Genomic DNA, 19,052 nt, shown 5'->3' with positions numbered 1-19,052 from the left:
AGCCAGGGCCGCAGCCGTTGCGGCAGATGCTTCCACGTCGAGCGGCCCAGCAACGCCGCCGGGATGAGCACGAGCGCGAACAGCACGGTCACCGCGACCATCGCCGCACCGAGCGCTTCGACGGTCCCGTCGGCACCGCCGAGACCACCGCCCGGCAGTCCCGCGGGCAGGGGCGTCCGGCGGACGACGGCGATCCCGACGAGCGCGACCGCCAGCGCGATCACCCCGCCGCGGATCACCGGCCCGGCCGAGAAACCGACCGTCGAAGCCACCAGCGCGGCGAGGACGAGCGCGAGCGCGCAGATCCACACGACGAGATCGAAGGTCCTCGTCGGCATCCGGAAAGGGCCGCCGAGCAAGGGAAGCGCGACACAGGTCAACGCGGCGACGGTGTGCAGCGTGCGCAGACCCGGCGTCCGCGGCATGTCCTGTGGTTGCAGCGGGGCCGAACTGTGCGCGCGGTGCAGCCGGTTCCGCGATCGCCAGTCCGACGACGGGATCCGGTCGAGGACGAAGATCAGCGCCAGCAGCGGCACCACCCCGATCGCCGTCCGCAGCGGCGCGAAATCACGGAGGAACGAGGGCGCGCCGGACAGGCAGGACGATCCGGGCGCGAGGCACTGCGCGGCGAAGAGGTCGAGCGAGACCACCGCGAGCTGACTGATGAGCAGCATCGTCAGCAGCAGCGAGGCGACCCGGAGCAGGCCGCGGCAGACGGTGCCGAGCACCCTCGCGAACCGTTTGCCCTCCGGCACCGGCGGCAGCATCCAGTGCGCGACGTTCGCCAGCGAGAACGGGAACAGCAGCGCCCAGGTCGCCTTCGCGGCGCCCCCGGAGGTCATCCCGCTCCATAGGTAGCCTTCGAGGATGCGCGGGATCGAACGGCCGAGCGCGGGCAGCACCGGACCCGGAGCGGGACGGCGCAGCCGGTCCGACGGCCGGATCAGCCTGCCGATCCCGTCGCCCGCGACGTCGACGACCGACGTCGAATCCAGCAGGCTTTCACCGCTCGTGCCCACTAACCCGGGTACGCGTATTTCGACGACGCGGGTATCGGGACCCGGCATGACCACGGCGAAGGCCTCCAAACCGTTTCAGTGGGCTTTGAGCCGACAACGGTACTGTTCCGTTGTCATCCAACCTTGGAGGAAGCGCGCATATGACCCCCGAAAGCGTTGCCAAGCGGCACGACACCCGCAACGGCATCGAGTTCGCCGTCGCCGATCTCGAGGCCGCCGAGTTCGGCCGCAAGGAGATCCGCCTCGCCGAGCACGAGATGCCTGGCCTGATGGCGCTGCGCCGCGAGTACGCCGAGGTTTATCCCTTGCGGGGAGCCCGGGTCTCGGGCTCGCTGCACATGACGGTACAGACCGCGGTGCTGATCGAAACCCTCGTCGCACTGGGTGCCGAGGTGCGCTGGGCCTCCTGCAACATCTTCTCCACCCAGGACCACGCCGCCGCGGCGATCGTCGTCGGCCCGCACGGGACCACCGAGGAGCCCAAGGGCGTGCCGGTGTTCGCCTGGAAGGGCGAGTCGCTGGAGGAGTACTGGTGGTGCACCGAGCGGATGCTCACCTGGGACGGTGAGGGTCCGAACATGATCCTCGACGACGGCGGCGACGCCACCATGCTGGTGCACAAGGGCACCGAGTACGAGAAGTCCGGTGTCGTACCTTCGCCGGACGAGAACACCTCGGACGAGTTCCGCGTGTTCCTCGAACTCCTGAGCGCTTCGGTCGCGGCGGACACCGGCAAGTGGACCAAGATCGGCGAGGGCATCCGAGGTGTCACCGAGGAGACCACCACCGGCGTGCTGCGGCTCTACCAGCTCGCCGCCGCCGGTGAGCTGCTGTTCCCGGCGATCAACGTCAACGACGCGGTCACCAAGTCGAAGTTCGACAACCGCTACGGCATCCGGCATTCGCTGATCGACGGCATCAACCGCGGCACCGACGTCCTCATCGGCGGCAAGGTCGCGGTCGTCTGTGGCTACGGCGACGTCGGCAAGGGCGCCGCGGAATCGCTGCGCGGCCAGGGCGCGCGGGTGATCGTCACCGAGATCGACCCGATCTGCGCGCTGCAGGCGGCGATGGACGGCTACCAGGTCAAGAAGCTGGAGAACGTCCTCGGCGAGGCCGACATCATCATCACGACCACCGGCAACAAGGACGTCGTGCTCGTCGAGCACATGGCGCGGATGAAGCACCAGGCGATCCTGGGCAACATCGGCCACTTCGACAACGAGCTCGACATGGCGGGTCTCCAGCGCTACCCGGGCATCCGGCGGATCAACATCAAGCCGCAGGTCGACGAGTGGGTCTTCCCTGCCGGGGGTCCGGGGGCCGCCCCCGGGGATGAGCAGAGCCCTGATGGCAAGAGCATCATCGTGCTGTCCGAGGGCCGCCTGCTGAACCTGGGCAACGCCACCGGGCACCCGTCGTTCGTGATGTCGAACAGCTTCTCGAACCAGGTGATCGCCCAGATCGAGCTGTTCACCAAGCACGAGGAGTACGACAAGGAGGTCTTCCGCCTTCCGAAGAAGCTCGACGAGAAGGTCGCGAAGATCCACCTCGACGCGCTCGGCGGTGAGCTCACGAAGCTGACCAAGGAGCAGGCGGAGTACATCGACGTGGACGTCGAAGGTCCCTTCAAGACGGACCACTACCGGTACTGAGCGCTGAGGCGTTTTTTCCCTTGGAAGTCCGTGAAGGCCTCCTTCCCTACTGTCAGGGTAGGGAAGGAGGCCTTCACGGACTTGTGATCCGGTGGACGGCACGCGTGATCAGGCGGACGGCACGTCGCGCCTAGCGCCACTCGACCTCGATGCCGGCCAGCCCCGGCCCGGCGTCGCTGAAGTAGCCGCTCGTCACGCCCCCCATGTCGCACGGCAGTTCTTCGGACTCGACGGGTATCGCGTCGTCGCGGGTCCGGAACTGCCGGGTGCAGCGGGCGGGTAGTTCACCGAGCGCGAATTGCAGCTGCACCAGGTAACTCGCGCATTGGTCCCGCAGCATCCGGAAGTAGCCGGGCGACACGGCGCCGGAAGCGTCGCGGACCTCGAAGCAGAACACGTGGATCTCGCCCTCGGCGAGTTTCCGGTCGAAGAGCAGTTCGGTGGCCATCGTCTCGGCCCCGGCGTTGCGCCGGATGCGCCCGACGCGGCAGCCCTCGGCGGTGATCAGCTCGACGTCGCCGATGTCGCAGCCGGGGTCGCCGTTGTAGACGGTGACGTACCGGTCCGGGCCGTGCCGCCGCGCCCGGCACACCAGCCGGGTGTGCAGGGCGACCTGCCGATGCTGGGCGTCGAAGGTGATCGTGTCGTGCACCGCGAGCATTTCGAGGTCGGCGTTGTAGCGGTTGGACGACGGATAGGCGCCCAGTTCCGCCAGCAGCTGGTCGACGATCGAACCCATGTCGCCGGAGCGGATGTCGTGGAACGACGCGGCCATCTGGTGCCCGCGCGTCCGCGCCGTCCGCGGTCCGATCAGCACCACGAGCGCGTCCGCGGGCAGCTGCAGTACCGATTCCAGCGCGCGGACGGCCGGAAGCGCCTTGGGTACCTCCGGCTGGCGCAATCCGCGCTGCCAGTAGCTCAGCGTCGATTGTCCAATTTGGACTCCGCGCAGGCCGAGGTGAGCGCGGAGCCGCGCCAGCGAGAGGCCGCGGTAAGCGATCGCTTGGCGCAACGCGTGGTGGAACTCGCCGCTGCGAAGGGCCTCGACGAGCTCCTTGGGCAGCGTTTCGAGCGGTTGGCGGCGCGTGCCGTCGATGATCGCCGGGGTGTCCTCGCTCGAGGCGAGCTTTCCCGCCGAGAGCGCATCAGCGCCGTCTCGTGTCACCGCTCGTCCTTTCACCAGACCAGTGTGTGCGCTGAGCGTGAACGCCGCGGAACGTTCACGGTAGCAGCGCACTGTGAACACTACGTCCCCCGTTCGGGGTGGTTGACCCCGGAAGAGTGACCGTTCCGGGGTGTGGAAACGCCCCGGAACGGTCCGTTCCGCCGAGTGCCCATCTTGCTCTGCGTGAACCTTCTGTTCACCGTTGTGACCACATTGGTTCGCCATGGTGACCAGGAGGCCCGTCGTGCCTGTGTTCTCGAGGAGGGTTTGCGCCGCCGGCGCCGCGAGTCTCGCGGCGTGGCTGGCGATCCAGACCCCGGCGAGCGCGCTGCCCCAGCCGCAGGCCCACCGGAATTCCGTCGACCCCATCGCCATGCAGGTGCAGGAGAAGTCCCAGTGGTGCTGGGTGGCTTCCGGGAACACCATCGCGGCACACCACGGTGTGACCGTCGGCCAGAACGAATTCTGCCGGATCGCCCACGGCGAGCGACGCCGGGACTGCGCCGACCGGCCCGGCACCCTGGGCGACGTCAGGCGCGCCTTCGGCAAGCTCGGCTTCTCGGCCCCGGGGAATCACGTCAAGGGGCGCATCGCGTTCTCGGCCGTTCAGGCGCAGGCCGGTTCCGGTCGTCCGGTGCAGACGCGGGTCGGCTGGGCGTCGGGCGGCGGCCACATGCACGTGCTCTACGGCTCCGATATCGGCGACGCCGGCCGGAAGTGGGTCTCGTGGGGGGATCCACTGCCCACCGGTAACCGCTACAACTGGTCGACCTACGACTTCTACGCCGGCAACCGGTCCTTCACCTGGACCGACACGCTCACCGGGATCCGGCGATGAGCGCGCGGCGGATCCTCGGCCTCGCCGGGCTGGTGGCGATCACCCTGCTGATGTCGGCGCCCGGAGCGCGCGCGGATCAGCTGTCGAACGAAGACCTCGCGGCCGCGAAGGCGGCTGCCAAGGACCCCACGCTGCGTGCCGAACTCGGCCGCTTCTTCACACAGACGGGTGGTTCGCGCCAAGCGCCGTCCGTCAGCGTCGTGGACGAATCCTTCCCGGTTTACGAGCTTTCGAGGGATTTCGTCGCAGGGGACGGAGCGGTCGCCGGGCAACTCGCCTACGTCGCGGTCCCGGTGACCGCCTCCGACGGTCAGAGCGCGACCGTCTGGTCGGTTCGCGGTGACGACGGCGCCTGGCGCGTCGGCAACATCGCGTCCGGTGACCGGGAGAGCGAGCTGGCCCGGCGGCTGCCCGTCGGCGCGACGCTGCTCCACGAACCCCAGGTGGACGCCTGGTACGCGCTGCGGGACGGGCGGGTGACCCTGCTCGACTCGGGCGCCAGTGGTTTCGCGGCCGGTGCTTCGGCCACTCTCGCGGAGTACCAGAAAGAGGTCTCCGGCCGGTACGGCGCGATGCTCGCCGGCTCGCCCTACGCCCAAGAAGGCAAGGCCGGCGGCTACAACGCCCAGGTGATGCCTCGCGGCGACGGCGGCCCCGCGCCCGACGCGCAGGACACCGGCTTCGTCCCGCTGCTGATCTTCGGCGGTTTGCTCCTCATCGGTATCGCCGGCTTCTTCCTGCATTCGAAGCGGCGCATCCCCTAGCGGACCGGTGGGCCGGACGTGAGCTGACCCGTCTGGCCCGCCGGTCGACCAACCCGCCTAATCTGGGCGCGTGGGACGACTCGTGGTGATCGAAGGTTTGGACGGCGCCGGCAAGCGCACGCTCGCCGACGCGTTGACCGGCGCGTTGAACGCCGCCGGGGCGAGCGTCACGTCCATCGCGTTCCCGCGTTACGGCGAAAGCGTGCACGCCGACCTCGTGAAGGAAGCACTGCACCGCGGGCACGGCGATCTCGCCGATTCCGTCTACGGCATGGCGATGCTCTACGCGCTCGACCGCCGGGGAGCGGCCGACGAGATCCGAGCCCGCCTCACCGATCACGACGTCGTGCTGCTCGACAGGTACGTCGCGTCGAACGCCGCGTACGGCGCCGCCCGGCTGCACCAGGGCGCGGACGGCGAGTTCGTGCGGTGGCTCCGGGAACTGGAGATCGACCGGTTCGGTCTGCCGGTTCCCGCCGCGCATCTGCTACTTCGGGTCACCGCCGACGTCGCCGCCGAACGCGCCCAGCGCCGCGCGGAGAACGACGCCGACCGCGCACGGGACTCCTTCGAGACCGACGACGCGCTCCAGAAGCGGTGCTCGGTGGTCTACGACGAGCTCGCCGCGACGGGCTGGCTCGCCCCTTGGCACGTCCTCGACGGCGTCGCCGGTGTCGATGCCGCTGCTCTGGCTACCGAACTTCTCCGCACTTAGTCCTCTGAATGCGGTCGTTGCGCGTGCAAGTACCGCATTCAGTCCTCTAAACGCGCGAGTAGCCAGTCGTGGAACTCGCCGATGTGGTGTTCGGTCGGCATGAGCACGCCGCCGCCGGCGTAGGCGCGGGACGCCATCGCGGGCTGGCAGCGTTCGCAGGCGTCGAAGTCCTGCTCGTTGACGCGGTGGAACAACTCGACCGAGCGCGACACGTCCCGGCCCGACGTCACGACCTCGGCCGAATACAGCCAATCGCATTCGACGACCGTGCGGTCCGGCGCCAGCGGGTACATCCGGTGGAAGATCACGTGGTCCGGCACCAGGTTCACGAACACCTGCGGCCGGATGGTGATCGCGTAGTACCGCCTGTCCTGTTCGCTCGCGACGCCGTCCAGCCGTTCGAAGCCCGAACCGCCGTCGGTCGTGAACCCGTCGACGCCCTCGCCGAACTCGGCGCCGTGCCCGACGTAGTACTGCGCCGCGTAGCCGTCGGCGAACTCCGGCAGCACCTCGGTCAGCTCGGGATGGATCGTCGCGCAGTGGTAGCACTCCATGAAGTTCTCGACGATCAGCTTCCAGTTCGCCTTGACGTCGTAGGTGATCCGGCGCCCGACCGAAAGCCCGTCGAGTCCGTACCGCTTTATCGACTCGAGGTCGCCGAGCCGTTCCCGCACCGCGCCTTCGACGTCGGTCTCGAACGACGGCGGGTCCTCGGCGAGGCAGACCCACGCGTAACCCAGCCATTCCCGCAGGTGCACGGTGTGCAGCCCGTACGCGGTGCGGTCGATGTCCGGCAGATTCGCCAGATTCGGTGCCGCGATCAGCTTCCCGTCGAGTCCGTAGGTCCACGCGTGGTACGAACACTGGAACGCGCGTTTCACCGTCCCGGATTCCTCGGGGCACACCCGCGCGCCGCGGTGACGGCAGATGTTCAGGAACGCGCGCAGCCCGCCGTCGCGTCCTCGGCTGACGATCACGCTCTCCCGTCCGATTCGGACGGTCCGGTAGTCGCCCGCGGACGGCAGATCCGCCGAACGGACGGCGCAGAACCACATCCGCTCGAAGAGTTTCTCCTGTTCGGCCGCGAAGATCCCGGGGTCGGTGTAGTACCGGCCGCCGAGCGTCGGGATCAGGCTCGACGTCGTCGGCGGCCGCTCGGTCCGGGTCAACTCGGCACTCCCGTCAGCCGGGCGGGGTCGAACAGGGCGATCGGATGCGCGGTGGCGCCGTCCACCACCAGGTCGGCGAGCACCTCGCCGACCACCGGTACGAATTTGAAGCCGTGCCCGGAGAAACCGCAGGCGACGACGACGCGTTCGTACGCCGGATGGCGGGCGATGACGAAATGCTCGTCGGGGGTGTTCGTGTACATACAGGTGGCCGCGCGCAGGAACCCGCCGGGCAGCGCCGGCATCTTCCGGCCGACGAACTCCGACATCTCGTCGATCTCTTCGGCGTGCACCGTCCGGTCGATGGTCTCCGGCGTGCACGTCTCGCCGCCGCGGAAGAAGGCGACCTTCACGCTCCCGGCGTCGTCGTGTGAGGGGAAACCGTAGAACTGGCGGCCGTTCTCGCCTTCCCAGACGTAGATCGGATGCCGTTCGGCGTGGAAGGGTTCCGCCCCGCCCGACGGCGCGAACCAGTACTGGACCTGGCGTTCGATGGTGAACTCGATGCCGAGTTCGGCGAGCAGCGCCGGTGCCCAGGCGCCGGGGCAGATCACCAGTCGTCCCGCCGTGTAGAAGTTCTGCGACGTCCCGACCCGGACACCAGTGGACGTCTGCTGCCACGAAAGGACTTTCTCCTCGTGACGCAGTTCCGCCCCGGCCCGCGCGGCGAGTTGCAGATGCGCCGCCACACTTCCTTCCGGCACGACGAAGCCGGCGTTCTCCTCGTACAGTGCGATTTCGTCGTCGTCCGGGTTCATCGTCGGGAAGCGGCGGCGGATCTCCGGCGCGTCCAGCAGTTCGTGCGGCAGATCCCATTCCCGGGCGCTCAGCAGGCTGCCCGACACCGTCCGCGAGTCCGGCGTGCCGAGCATGATCCCGCCGCACCGGGTGAAGATCTTCCGCCCGGAGTCGCGTTCGATCCCGTCCCACAGTTCGTGCGCCCGCAGCAGGAGCGGCACATACGCGGGGTCCTCGAAGTACGACTGCCGCGTGACCCGCGAGCCGCCGTGGCTGGACCCGAGGTTGTGCACCGGAGCGAACTGGTCGATGCCGAGCACGCGCTGTCCCCGCCGGGCGAGCCGGTACGCGGCCGCGCTGCCCATCCCGCCGAGACCGATGACGATGACGTCGTAGTGGCTCATGCGGCACTCCTGATCCGGGTCATGTCGGCGTCGAACAGCGGTTCGCGGGCCACGACGGCGGGGATCCGCTCGCCGAAGTACTCGATCTCCAGCGGCCTGCCCGGCACCGACACCTCCGCCGGAAGCCAGGCGTACGCGATGTTCTTGCCGACCGTGTAGCCGTACGCGGCACTGGTGACGTAGCCCACCGGACGTCCGCCGGCGTACACCGGTTCCTTGCCTAGCACCACGGAGTACGGATCGTCGATGGTGAGACACGTCAGCTTCCTGGTGACGGTGTCCTCCGAACGGCCTGCCAGCGCGTCCCGGCCGATGAAGTAGCCCTTGTCCATCCGGACGGCGAAGCCGAGGCTGGCCTCGTAGGGGTCGTGCTCCGCGGTGACGTCCGTGCCCCACAGCCGGTAGCCCTTTTCCAGCCGCATACTGGAGAAGGCGTCCCGGCCGGCGGCGATGACGCCGTGCGCCTGCCCGGCCTCCCAGAGCGTGTCCCACAGCTTCCGGCCGAGGTCGGCGCTCGTGTACAGCTCCCAGCCGAGTTCGCCCACATAGGACAGTCGCATCGCGGTGACCGGGACCTGTCCGATGTAGGCCTGCTTCGTCTTGAAGTAGCCCATCGCCCTATGGGAGAAGTCCGTTGTGGACAGTGGCTGCAGGACGGCCCTGGCGAGCGGCCCCCACAGGCCGATACAGCAGGTTCCCGGCGTGGTCTCGTGGATCTGCGCGGCGCCGTCGCGGGGCAGATGCCTGCGCAGCCAGTCGACGTCGATGGCGCCGTTGACGCCGACCTGGAACCGTTCGGCGCCGAGCCGGGCCACGGTCAGGTCGCTGCGCACGCCGCCGTCCTCGTCGAGCAGCAGGGTGTAGGTGACGGAACCCGGTTTCTTGTCGAGCTGGTTCGTGGTCATGGTCTGCAGGAACGGCAGCGCGCCGGGGCCGGTGACCTCCACGCGTTTCAGCGACGTCATGTCGAACATCGCGACCCGTTGCCGCGCGACCAGCGCTTCGGCACCTCCGATCGGGGACCAGTACCGCGCCGCCCAGTCGTTGCGGGCGGGGATGGTCTCCACCTCGGGCAGGTTCGCGTTCGCCTCGTACCAGTGCGGACGCTCCCAGCCGCCCGCTTCGAGGAAGAACGCGCCGAGTCCGGCCTGCCGCTCGTAGAACGGGCTGGTCCGCAGCGGCCGCGGCTCCTCCATGGGCTGCAAGGGATGGACGACGTCGTACACCTCGACGAAGCTCTGGCAACTGCGCGCCATCACGTAGTCCGGAGCCAGTTGCACCTTCTCGAACCGGGCGAGGTCACAGCCGTGCAGGTCCGCGTCCGGCTGGCCGTCGACCAGCCACCGCGCCATCGTCCGCGCGACGCCGGCCGAGTGGGTGATCCAGACGGCTTCGGCGACCCAGAACCCGTCGAGGTCCGGATGCTCGCCCAGCAGCGGCATCCCGTCCGGGGTGAATGAGAAGAGACCGTTGATGCCCTCTTCGACCTTGGCCTCGCCCAGCGACGGCAGCAGGTCGACGGCGGCGGCCCAGGAGTCCTCGAAGTCCGCGGGGGTGAACGCGAGTTCGGACGGCATCCCCTCACCGGTGCCGATCTCCTCGGCGGGCAACGGCATCGGCCGGTGCCCGTAGGCGCCGATGCCGATCCGGTCGCCGTGCTCGCGGAAGTAGAGGTCGGCGTCCTGGTGGCGGAGGATCGGCCGGGTCGTCTTTTCGGCCGGTCCCGGGAGGGGAGTGGTCCGCGCGTACTGATGCGCCATCGGGACCAGCGGGATCGCGAGGCCGACCAGTTCGCCGAGGAGAGGACCCCACATGCCGGCGCACGAGAGCACGATGTCCGCGCGGAAGGTCCCGGTCTCGGTGGTGACACCGGTGACCCGCCCTCCCGCGCTCTCGACGCCGACGACCTTCTGGTGCGCGAGGAACTTCGCGCCGCGGCCGATCGCGCGGCGGGCCTGCGCCTCGGCCGCCGCCAGCGGTCTGGCCAGGCCGTCGGAAGGGATGTGGAACCCGCCGAGCACCTTGGCCGGATCGAGCATCGGGTGCAGCGCGGCGCATTCGTCCGGCTCGATCAGCCTGCTTTCGACACCCGACGCGGTCGCCCAGCCATGACGGCGGCGGAGGTCGGCCAGCCGCTCGGGAGTCGTGGCCACCTCCAACCCTCCGACGGGCTGGAAGCATTGCTGCCCGTCGAGGTCGAGCGAGCCGTATTTGGCGACGGTGTACCGGGCGAACCCGGTCATCGTGCGGCAGCCGTTGGTCTGGAAGACCAGGCCGGGGGCGTGCGAACTGGACCCGCCGGTGGTGAACAGGTCGCCCTGCTCCAGCACGGTGAGGTCGGTCCAGCCGCGTTCGGTCAGTTCGTCGGCGATCGCGCAGCCGACGATGCCGGCGCCGATCACGACCACGCGGGGTCTGGGGGCCATGGCGAGGGAACCTCCTGTCCGCCCTGGGTCCACAAAGGACACGAGGGCATCGGGGTGACAGGCGCTGTTGCGGATGGGGCACGTTGTTCCGTCTTCAGCAACAAAGTGCGGCACGTGCGGCGCGCTGTCAAGAGACCGAAAAGGTCGCCCTCTTCAACTGGCGCGCGCTATGAACGGCCCGTTACTTGCAAATTTCGCAAGGAACGGGCCGTTCATAGCGCTTGGTACGGCCGTGACAGGGCCGCTCACGTCACTCCGCGAAGTACCCCAGCTGGGACGAGAGGTCCGCGGAGGCGTCGGCCAGCGGCCGGACGATCTGCCGCACGCGCTGCTTCGAGAGCCGGTACGACGGCCCGGACGCGCTCATCGCCGCGACGACCTCGCCGCCGGGGCCGAGCACCGGCACCGCGACGGCGTGCATCCCCAGTTCGAGCTCCTCGAAACAGGCCGCGTACCCGTCCTCGACGACGCGGTCCAGCTCGACGGTCAGTTCGTCCGGGTCGATCGTGGTCCGCGGGGTGAACTGTTCGAGTTTCCGCCGGAGCAAGCGTTTGCGCTCGACGTCGTTCATGTACGCGAGCAAGATCTTCCCGCTGGAGGTCGCGTGCAGCGGCGTGCGCTGGCCGGTCCAGTTCTGCGTGCTGATCGCGGCCGAACCGCGGGCCTGGCTGATGTTGATCGCGACGCCGTCGTCGGCGATCGCGATGTTGACCGTCTCGCCGAGTGTCTCGGCCAGGCCCTGGCACGTCTGCCTGCCCAGTTTCGCCAGGTCCATGCGGCCGGTGGCGGCGCCGGCGAGCCGGACGACGCCGAAGCCGATCGCGTATTTGCCGCGTTCGCCGAGCTGCTCCACCAGACCGCGGTTCTCCAGGACGCTCAGCAGGCGTGACGCCGTCGACTTGTGCACACCGAGCTCGGCGGCGATGTCGGTGATCCCCGTTTCCCCGTTGCGCGCCAGCAGTTCCAGCACGCTGATCGCGCGGTCGACCGACTGCACCTGACTGGGTGTTGCGTTCCCCGGGTCCTGGTTCCGCATGACGCAACAGTAGCCGTTTCGCCCGGATCCGCTCGGCTGAGTGGGCGAATCCCTTGACGCACGGCACCCTCGGGGGTGATTGTTGCGCAGAGCACGTTCCGTCTCGTAATACGCAACATCAACCGTCTGGTCCTTTCCCCGGAGGCCCCGATGATCCGTGCCTGTTCCGTCTCCGACCTGCCCGAAGGCGAAGCCCTCCGCCTCGAAGCGCCGGTGCCCGTCTCGGTCTTCCACGCCGAGGGCGGGTACTACGCCCTGGACGACACCTGCAGCCACCAGGACGCGTCGCTCGCCGACGGCTGGATCGAGGGCTGCTTCGTCGAATGCCCGCTGCACGCCGCGCGGTTCGACCTGCGGACCGGAGCCCCGAACTGCCTGCCCGCGAAGAACGCCGTCCGTACCTATCCGGTCGTCGTGGCCGACGGTGTGATCTATGTGGACATCGAGGCACGACAGGAAGTGGCTTGAGAACCGTCGCCGTCGTCGGGACGTCGCTCGCCGGACTCCGTTCGGCGCAGGAGCTGCGTGCTCAGGGTTTCGGCGGACGGCTGGTGATGATCGGTGCGGAACCGCCGTACGACCGTCCGCCGTTGTCGAAGGATTTCTTGCTGGGCAAGGTTTCCACGGCCGATCTCGCGCTGGCGGATCAGCCGGACCTCGACGCGCTGGACGCCGAATGGCGAATCGGCATCCGTGCGGAAGGGCTCACCGGCGACGGCGTGACGCTCGAAGACGGCACCACGATCGTCGCCGACGGCTACGTGATCGCGACCGGCGCGGTGGCCAGAACCTTGGGCGCGGCAAGGGATCTGAAGGGTGTCCACACCCTGCGGACACTCGACGACGCCATCGCCCTGAAACGGGATCTCGCCGCCGGTCCCGGATCGGTGGTCGTCATCGGCGCCGGTTTCATCGGCGCGGAGGTCGCGTCCGCCTGCCGCCTGCTCGGCCACGAAGTGACCGTGATCGAGGCGATGCCCGTGCCGCTCGCATCCGTCGTCGGCCCGGAAATGGGCGCGGTCTGCGGTGGACTGCACGCCGAAAGCGACGTCCGGTTGATGACCGGAGTCGCCGTCGCCGGCTTCGGTGGCACCGATCGCGTCACCTCCGTGAAACTCGCGGACGGTCGTGAGATCCCGGCGGATCTGGTCGTCGCCGGAGTGGGCGCGCGACCGGTCACCGAATGGCTCACCGGCTCCGGACTCGCCGTCGACGACGGGGTCCTCGTCGATTCCGGCTGTGTCACAGCGAATCCCCGAGTGATCGCGGTGGGTGACGTCGCGCGGTACCGCTGCCGTCTGCGCGGCAGGCGGATCCGCGCCGAACACTGGACGGCCGCGAACGAACAGGCCGGTGTCGCGGTCGCGAACCTCCTCGCCGGTTCGACCGTCACGCATTTCGCACGACACGGTTACTTTTGGTCCGATCAGTACGGGCGCCGGATCCAGTTCGCCGGAGTGGCCACGGAAGACGTGCGGATCGTCGAAGGCGATGTCGCTTCGAAGCGTTTCGTCGCGACCTATCATCGCGATGACGCCCTGACCGGGGTGTTCGCCATGGACTCACCGCGCCCCTTCACCAGGCTCCGGCGGTCCCTCTAGAGGACGACGGCCCTACTCGGATGGAGCAATTTGCCCGATTCGATGATCTTTCTGGTGGTCACATCGCCGGGTCGCGCGCCCGCGCGAGGAAACTAGTGCGAACATAGGTTTATGAAGGCACGCGTTCTGGTCGTCGATGACGACCCTGCTCTCGCGGAGATGCTCACCATCGTGCTGCGTGGGGAGGGGTTCGACACAGCCGTCGTAGCCGACGGCTCTCGGGCGCTGCCCGCGCTACGTGAGCTGAAACCGGACTTGGTCCTCCTCGACCTCATGCTGCCCGGGATGAACGGCATCGACGTCTGCAAGGCGATCCGGGCCGAATCCGGCGTGCCGATCGTGATGCTCACCGCCAAGAGCGACACCGTCGACATCGTCCTCGGGCTCGAGTCGGGTGCGGACGACTATGTGGTCAAGCCGTTCAAGCCGAAGGAACTCGTGGCCCGCGTCCGTGCCCGGATGCGCCGCACCGAGGCCGAGCCCGCCGAATCGCTGACGATCGGCGACCTGGCGATCGACGTCCCCGGCCACGAGGTGACGCGCGAGGGCAAGGCCATCCCGCTGACCCCGCTCGAGTTCGACCTGCTGGTCGCGCTCGCCCGCAAGCCGCGGCAGGTGTTCACCCGCGAGGTGCTGCTCGAACAGGTGTGGGGTTACCGCCACGCCGCCGACACCCGCCTGGTGAACGTGCACGTCCAGCGTCTGCGGTCGAAGGTCGAGAGGGACCCGGAACACCCCGAGGTGGTGTTGACCGTTCGCGGTGTCGGGTACAAGGCCGGCCCGCCGTGATCACCCCATGAGAGGACGCTTATTTTCGTTCGCCCGAGCCACGGCGCGCCAAATCCGGCGCGTCGTGGTTTTCGTGCGCCGTAAGGCGGTCTCGTTCAACGAGCTGTGGCGGCATTCGCTGCAGTTCCGCGTCACCGTGTCCACCCTCGCGCTGTCTTCGGCCGTGGTGTTCGTGCTGGGCATGGTGCTGCAGAACCAGATCACCGAACGGCTGGTCGAGACCAAGCAGAGCGCGGCGATCGCGCAGACCAAGGCGGTCGTCGAGACCGCGGCCGGTGAACTGGTCGGCGTCGGCGCGGAGACCTCCGAGGCGATGAGCGCGCGGTTCGCCAACGCGCTGAAGAAGATCGCGAGCGCGAGCACGTCGCAGGACGGCGCGGGGTCGGCCGCGGGAACCTTCGAACCGGTGCTGGCCGCGGGCGGCCGCGACCAGGCGAGGGAACCGGTGCATTCCGGTCCCTATGAAAAGGTGCCGGTGCGCCTGCGCCAGTTCGTGGAGACCGAACAGCTCAGCCACCTGATCCACACGGTCACCGAACCGGACGGCGGCAAGACGACGTATCTCATCGTCGGCGCCCCGGTGACCACCATGATCAACCCCCTTCAGCTTTATCTGCTGTATCCGCTGACCAGCGAGCAGACCACCGTCTCGACCGTGCAGAACACGCTGCTCGTCGGCGGTCTCGTGCTGCTTCTGCTGCTGGCCGGGATCACGAACCTGGTCACCCGTCAGGTCGTCCGGCCGGTCAGACAGGCGGCCGCGGCGGCCGAACAGTTCGCCGGCGGCGATCTCGATCAGCGGCTCGCCGTCCTCGGCGAGGACGATCTGGCCAAACTCGCCGTGTCCTACAACGAGATGGCCGCGAGCATCCAGCGGCAGATCCGCCAGCTCGAAGACTTCGGCGGGCTCCAGAGACGGTTCACCTCCGACGTCTCGCACGAACTGCGTACCCCGCTGACCACCGTCCGGATGGCCGCCGACGTGCTGCACGCGTCGCGCGAGCAGTTCCCGGCCGGGCTCGCCCGCTCCACGGAACTGCTGGTCGACGAGCTCGACCGGTTCGAAGCCCTGCTCGGAGACCTGCTGGAGATCAGCAGGCTCGACGCGGGTGTCGAAGAGCTGTCCGCCGAGCTGATCGACGTCCGGCCGATCGCGACCAGGGCCGTCGAACAGGTCCGCGTGATCGCCGGCAACGCGGGCAGCTCGGTCGAGCTGGTGCTGCCCGACGAGGAGGCGGCCGCCGAGGTCGACGCCCGCCGTGTCGAGCGGATCCTGCGCAATCTGCTGGCCAACGCGGTCGACCACAGTGAAGGGAAGCCGGTGGTGCTGACCCTGGCGGTCAACGAGACCACGGTCGCCATCACGGTGCGCGACCATGGCGTCGGGCTCCGGCCCGGCGAGGCCGAATTGGTGTTCAACCGGTTCTGGCGCGCCGACCCGTCCCGTAACCGCCGGACCGGCGGCACCGGGCTCGGCCTCGCGATCAGCCAGGAGGACGCACGGCTGCACGGTGGCGTGCTCGACGCGTGGGGCGAGACCGGCCACGGCGCCTGTTTCCGGCTCGCGCTGCCTCGGGAGCAGGACACGCCGATGGGTGAGAGCCCGCTGGTCCTGCCGCCGCCCGAGTACAAGGGGACCGAAACGCACGGCTCGTCCGGGCTGCTCGAAGTCCGGCCGGCGCCCGACGCGATCCTCGCCGAGCCCGAGGAGGTGGGCCGGTGAAGCGGCTGCTGCTACTGCTGTCGGTGTTGCTGCTGGTCGCGGGCTGCGCGAACATCCCGCTCGAAACGCAGCCCGCCGTCGTGCCCGGGGACAAACCCCCGCAGGCGCCGGTGGACGTGCCCGAACCCGAGGCCGGGATCGACTCGCTGACCGTGGCGCGCCAGTTCGTACGCGCGTCCTCGGTGCCGGGTACGGCGAACGCCGACGCGCGGGTGTACCTCGACGACGAAGCCCGGCGCACCTGGAAGCCGTCGCCGGGGTTGACGATCATCGACGACACCTTCGGCACCGTTTACGACACCTCGACGCCGCAGACGGACCCGGACGAGCAGATCGTGAACGTCCGCGGGTTCAAACTCGGCGTGCTCAGCCCCGACAGTGCGTTCATCCCGCAGAAGGACGAGTACTCGCAGCAGCTCAAACTGCGGAAGCAGCCGAACGGCCAGTGGCGGATCGTGAACCCGCCGCAGGAGCTCGCCATCACCGACGAGGACTTCTCGGTCAACTACTTCCGGGTGCCGATCAGCTTCTACTCGCCCGATTCCGGCGCCTTCGTGCCCGACCTCCGGTACGTCGCGGCGAAACCGCAGTCGGGACTGCCGGGCCGGGTGATGGACCTCGTGCTGCAGGGGCCGTCGGAAGGGCTGAAGGGCGCGGTCAAGGACCTGCTCGGCGACCAGGTCACCACCGAGACCAACGTGCGCAGCACCGACGACGGCACACTCGACGTCGCCTTGTCCGAAGTCGGCGGGATCAGCCTCGCCGACCGGAACCTCATCGCCGCGCAGATCGTCCTTTCCCTGCAGACGGTGACGCTGAGCCGGATCCGGCTCCTGGCCGACGGCACCGCGTTGGTGCCGGGCCAGGAATACTGGCGCGCCAGCGAACTGCCCGCGTACAACGTCGGCGTCGCGCCGAGCTCCGAACTGACCGGCCTGATGACCGTGAACGGGCGGGTACGGGCGCTCGCCGACGGCCAGCCGGTCGGGGGACCGGCGGGCAACGGCGGGTACAAGGTCGTCAGCGCCGCGCAGTCCGTCGACGGCAAACGGCTCGCCGTCGTCGAGGAACGCGACGGCAGGCAATGGCTGCGCGTCGGCGACCTGGGGCGCGATCTCGGCTCGGTGGACCTGTTCGGCGGCAGCCTGAGCCGCCCGACCTGGCGGCCGGTCGCCGCCGGCGGCGGGATGTCGGGCGAGGTGTGGACGGTCGTCGACCACAACACGGTCGCCCGGGTCGCCCTGGCGGGCGACGGCCGCTGGGTCAAGGCCGCCGTCGACGCGACCGCGCTCACCGGACTCGGCCAGATCACCGAACTGCGCCTTTCCCGGGACGGCTCGCGGCTCGCGGCGGTGGTCAACGGCCAGCTGGTGATCGCCTCGATCGTGCGGACCGCGGACTCCGTGGTGCTGCGTTCGCCGCGGAAACTGCAGGAACGCGACCTCAAGGACGTCGTCGACGTCGACTGGGCGACGCAGGACCACCTGATCGTCGCGACGTCGTCGACCTCGCTGCCGGTGGTCAAGGTGCCGCTGGACGGGCAGCGCATGGACACCTTCAACAGCTCGAACCTCACCCCGCCGGTGCACGGCGTCACCGCGGCGCCGGGCAGTCCGAACCTGGTCGCCGACGCCGGCGGGCTCTGGGTCGCCTCGGAGCTGGGCGAGGTCTGGCGGCCGCAGGCGCACACCGTGACCGACGCGGACCCCTTCTATCCGGGCTGAGCTTGGTAGCGAGGGGAGCAGGGGACCTTTAGTATCGCTAGTTTTCCTAGCGCCGCTAGCCCTGTAGTCCGTGGCCGCAAGTCCGTGAAGGCCTCCTTGAAGGACTCTGGGTCCCTCAAGGAGGCCTTCACGGACTTGGACCCTTCTCCTCGGCTGCGGTACGGGTGAGGGGCGAGGGAGTCCGGTGCCTTCTTCGAAACTGGCGTCATGAGAGGTCCCCTTCGGACGAAAAGTGTCCTAAGGGGACCTCTCATGACACGGTGAGGGACATCGGGGCGCCGAAACTGTCGGAACCCCGGCCCACACTCACCGCCATGACCCGACACCTCAAGGTCCTGGACCTCCTCATCCCCGCCCGTTGCGCGTCCTGCGGCGCACCCGGTGCCCCGTGCTGCCCGACCTGTCAGACGGCTTGGGGTTCGCTCAGCGAGATCACCCGCGCCCCGACCGCCGGTCTTGTACCCGTCTACGCCCTGGCCCGCTACGCCGACGAAGCCCGGCGCCTGATCCTCGCCTACAAAGAACGGGGCCGCCGCGACCTCGCGCCGTCCTTGGGGCGAGCCGTCGCCGAAGCCCTGCCGGAACTGCCCCGAAGACCGGAAACGTTCTGCCTCGTCCCGGTCCCCTCGAGGCGCCATGCCTCGCGAGTCCGGGGTGGCCCGCATGTCCAGCGGCTGGCCGAGGAATGTGTGAAAGTGCTGGTGGGCAAGGGAAAACCGGCCATGGTCGCCCCGGCGCTCCGGCTCAGGGCCGGGGTCCGCGACGCCGCGAGACTCACCCGCGCCGAGCGGGCCGTGAACCTCGACGGGCGCATCCGGCCGGTCCCGGGAGTATGGCCGGCAAAGGTCATTCTTCTTGACGACGTCATCACAACCGGAGCCACTGCCGCCGCTTGTACGCGAATTTTGGATGCAAGCGGAATTCACGTTTCCGCAGTTGTCGCACTGTCCGCCGCCGGGTGATCGACAGGTCACCTACAAGAGTGATGAATGATCGGGAACGGGAATGGGTACAAGGGCGTTGACGGGATATGAGGCAGCTTCCGGGGAACACACCGATGCCCCGCCACTCCACCGGGGTGGCGGCGGATTCCCCGGGCAGCGTCACCCTCGGCTTTTCCCTGTCCGAAGGCTTGCGCCGTCCGCGTGAAAACAAATCACGGGGACGACGCCCGACAGGCCGGATTGTCCCGCTGGCCACACCGTCACCGTCGCGTGCGGTGACGAGGTCTCACGTCCTGATATCCCCCGGCTCGGGGGCTGTTGCTCGCGGCGTGATGCAGCTAA

At 68.8% G+C, this 19,052-nt stretch carries 15 protein-coding genes and 1 pseudogene; 10 read left to right on the top strand and 6 right to left on the bottom strand.

Annotation, left to right across the window (positions count from 1 at the left end):
* Positions 1-1,019, bottom strand: a pseudogene (locus H5J31_RS32630) (hypothetical protein); the annotation flags it as partial.
* A gap of 140 nt (positions 1,020-1,159) precedes the next feature.
* Between H5J31_RS32630 and ahcY the strand changes: the two are divergent.
* Positions 1,160-2,674 (top strand): adenosylhomocysteinase, encoded by a 1,515-nt coding sequence (gene ahcY, locus H5J31_RS32625; RefSeq protein WP_181776518.1) that lies wholly within the window; start codon positions 1,160-1,162, stop codon positions 2,672-2,674.
* 130 nt (positions 2,675-2,804) lie between these two features.
* Here ahcY and H5J31_RS32620 read toward each other — a convergent pair whose 3' ends face one another.
* A complete protein-coding gene (locus tag H5J31_RS32620) occupies positions 2,805-3,839 on the bottom strand; it encodes a hypothetical protein (RefSeq protein WP_181776517.1) in 1,035 nt (344 codons plus the stop codon).
* Between the two features lie 250 nt (positions 3,840-4,089).
* Here H5J31_RS32620 and H5J31_RS32615 point away from each other — a divergent pair, with 250 nt between their 5' ends.
* The 3 genes from H5J31_RS32615 to H5J31_RS32605 all read left to right on the top strand — a co-directional run bounded on the left by H5J31_RS32615 (position 4,090) and on the right by H5J31_RS32605 (position 6,156).
* Positions 4,090-4,677 carry a papain-like cysteine protease family protein gene (locus H5J31_RS32615; RefSeq protein ID WP_181776520.1) on the top strand — a complete coding sequence of 196 codons (588 nt, stop codon included), beginning with the start codon at positions 4,090-4,092 and terminating at the stop codon, positions 4,675-4,677.
* Positions 4,674-5,441 carry a hypothetical protein gene (locus H5J31_RS32610; protein WP_181776516.1) on the top strand — a complete coding sequence of 256 codons (768 nt, stop codon included), beginning with the start codon at positions 4,674-4,676 and terminating at the stop codon, positions 5,439-5,441. The genes H5J31_RS32615 and H5J31_RS32610 overlap by 4 nt, the downstream gene beginning before the upstream one ends.
* A gap of 82 nt (positions 5,442-5,523) precedes the next feature.
* Positions 5,524-6,156, top strand: coding sequence for a dTMP kinase (locus H5J31_RS32605; protein WP_181776519.1), 633 nt, complete (start codon positions 5,524-5,526; stop codon positions 6,154-6,156).
* Between the two features lie 38 nt (positions 6,157-6,194).
* On the opposite strand, the gene H5J31_RS32600 is transcribed toward H5J31_RS32605, so the two are convergent.
* From H5J31_RS32600 to H5J31_RS32585, 4 genes are all read right to left on the bottom strand, one after another.
* Positions 6,195-7,325, bottom strand: coding sequence for an aromatic ring-hydroxylating oxygenase subunit alpha (locus tag H5J31_RS32600; protein WP_181776515.1), 1,131 nt, complete (start codon positions 7,323-7,325; stop codon positions 6,195-6,197).
* On the bottom strand, positions 7,322-8,467 hold the full coding sequence (solA, locus tag H5J31_RS32595; RefSeq protein ID WP_181776514.1) for an N-methyl-L-tryptophan oxidase: 1,146 nt from the start codon (positions 8,465-8,467) through the stop codon (positions 7,322-7,324). Before solA ends, H5J31_RS32600 begins: the two co-directional genes overlap by 4 nt.
* Positions 8,464-10,893 carry a GcvT family protein gene (locus H5J31_RS32590; RefSeq protein WP_181776513.1) on the bottom strand — a complete coding sequence of 810 codons (2,430 nt, stop codon included), beginning with the start codon at positions 10,891-10,893 and terminating at the stop codon, positions 8,464-8,466. The genes solA and H5J31_RS32590 overlap by 4 nt, the downstream gene beginning before the upstream one ends.
* A gap of 250 nt (positions 10,894-11,143) precedes the next feature.
* Positions 11,144-11,929 carry an IclR family transcriptional regulator gene (locus H5J31_RS32585; protein WP_181776512.1) on the bottom strand — a complete coding sequence of 262 codons (786 nt, stop codon included), beginning with the start codon at positions 11,927-11,929 and terminating at the stop codon, positions 11,144-11,146.
* A 150-nt stretch (positions 11,930-12,079) separates the two neighbouring features.
* Here H5J31_RS32585 and H5J31_RS32580 point away from each other — a divergent pair, with 150 nt between their 5' ends.
* From H5J31_RS32580 to H5J31_RS32555, 6 genes are all read left to right on the top strand, one after another.
* Positions 12,080-12,397 (top strand): bifunctional 3-phenylpropionate/cinnamic acid dioxygenase ferredoxin subunit, encoded by a 318-nt coding sequence (locus H5J31_RS32580; protein ID WP_181776511.1) that lies wholly within the window; start codon positions 12,080-12,082, stop codon positions 12,395-12,397.
* Positions 12,394-13,530 (top strand): NAD(P)/FAD-dependent oxidoreductase, encoded by a 1,137-nt coding sequence (locus H5J31_RS32575; protein WP_181776510.1) that lies wholly within the window; start codon positions 12,394-12,396, stop codon positions 13,528-13,530. The genes H5J31_RS32580 and H5J31_RS32575 overlap by 4 nt, the downstream gene beginning before the upstream one ends.
* Positions 13,531-13,641: 111 nt before the next feature.
* The gene (gene mtrA / locus H5J31_RS32570) at positions 13,642-14,319 is read left to right on the top strand and encodes an MtrAB system response regulator MtrA (RefSeq protein ID WP_007028977.1); all 678 of its coding nucleotides are present in this window, start codon (positions 13,642-13,644) and stop codon (positions 14,317-14,319) included.
* A gap of 7 nt (positions 14,320-14,326) precedes the next feature.
* The gene (gene mtrB, locus H5J31_RS32565; protein WP_181776509.1) at positions 14,327-16,042 is read left to right on the top strand and encodes an MtrAB system histidine kinase MtrB; all 1,716 of its coding nucleotides are present in this window, start codon (positions 14,327-14,329) and stop codon (positions 16,040-16,042) included.
* On the top strand, positions 16,039-17,766 hold the full coding sequence (locus H5J31_RS32560; protein ID WP_181776508.1) for an LpqB family beta-propeller domain-containing protein: 1,728 nt from the start codon (positions 16,039-16,041) through the stop codon (positions 17,764-17,766). Before mtrB ends, H5J31_RS32560 begins: the two co-directional genes overlap by 4 nt.
* A 314-nt stretch (positions 17,767-18,080) precedes the next feature.
* Complete coding sequence (locus tag H5J31_RS32555) at positions 18,081-18,728, top strand: ComF family protein (RefSeq protein WP_181776507.1); 648 nt, start codon at positions 18,081-18,083, stop codon at positions 18,726-18,728.
* The last annotated feature ends 324 nt before the right edge of the window (positions 18,729-19,052 follow it).

It is taken from the genome of Amycolatopsis pittospori (assembly GCF_013870525.1).
Lineage (GTDB): Bacteria > Actinomycetota > Actinomycetes > Mycobacteriales > Pseudonocardiaceae > Amycolatopsis > Amycolatopsis pittospori.
This window is presented reverse-complemented; position numbering and strand designations above follow the sequence as displayed.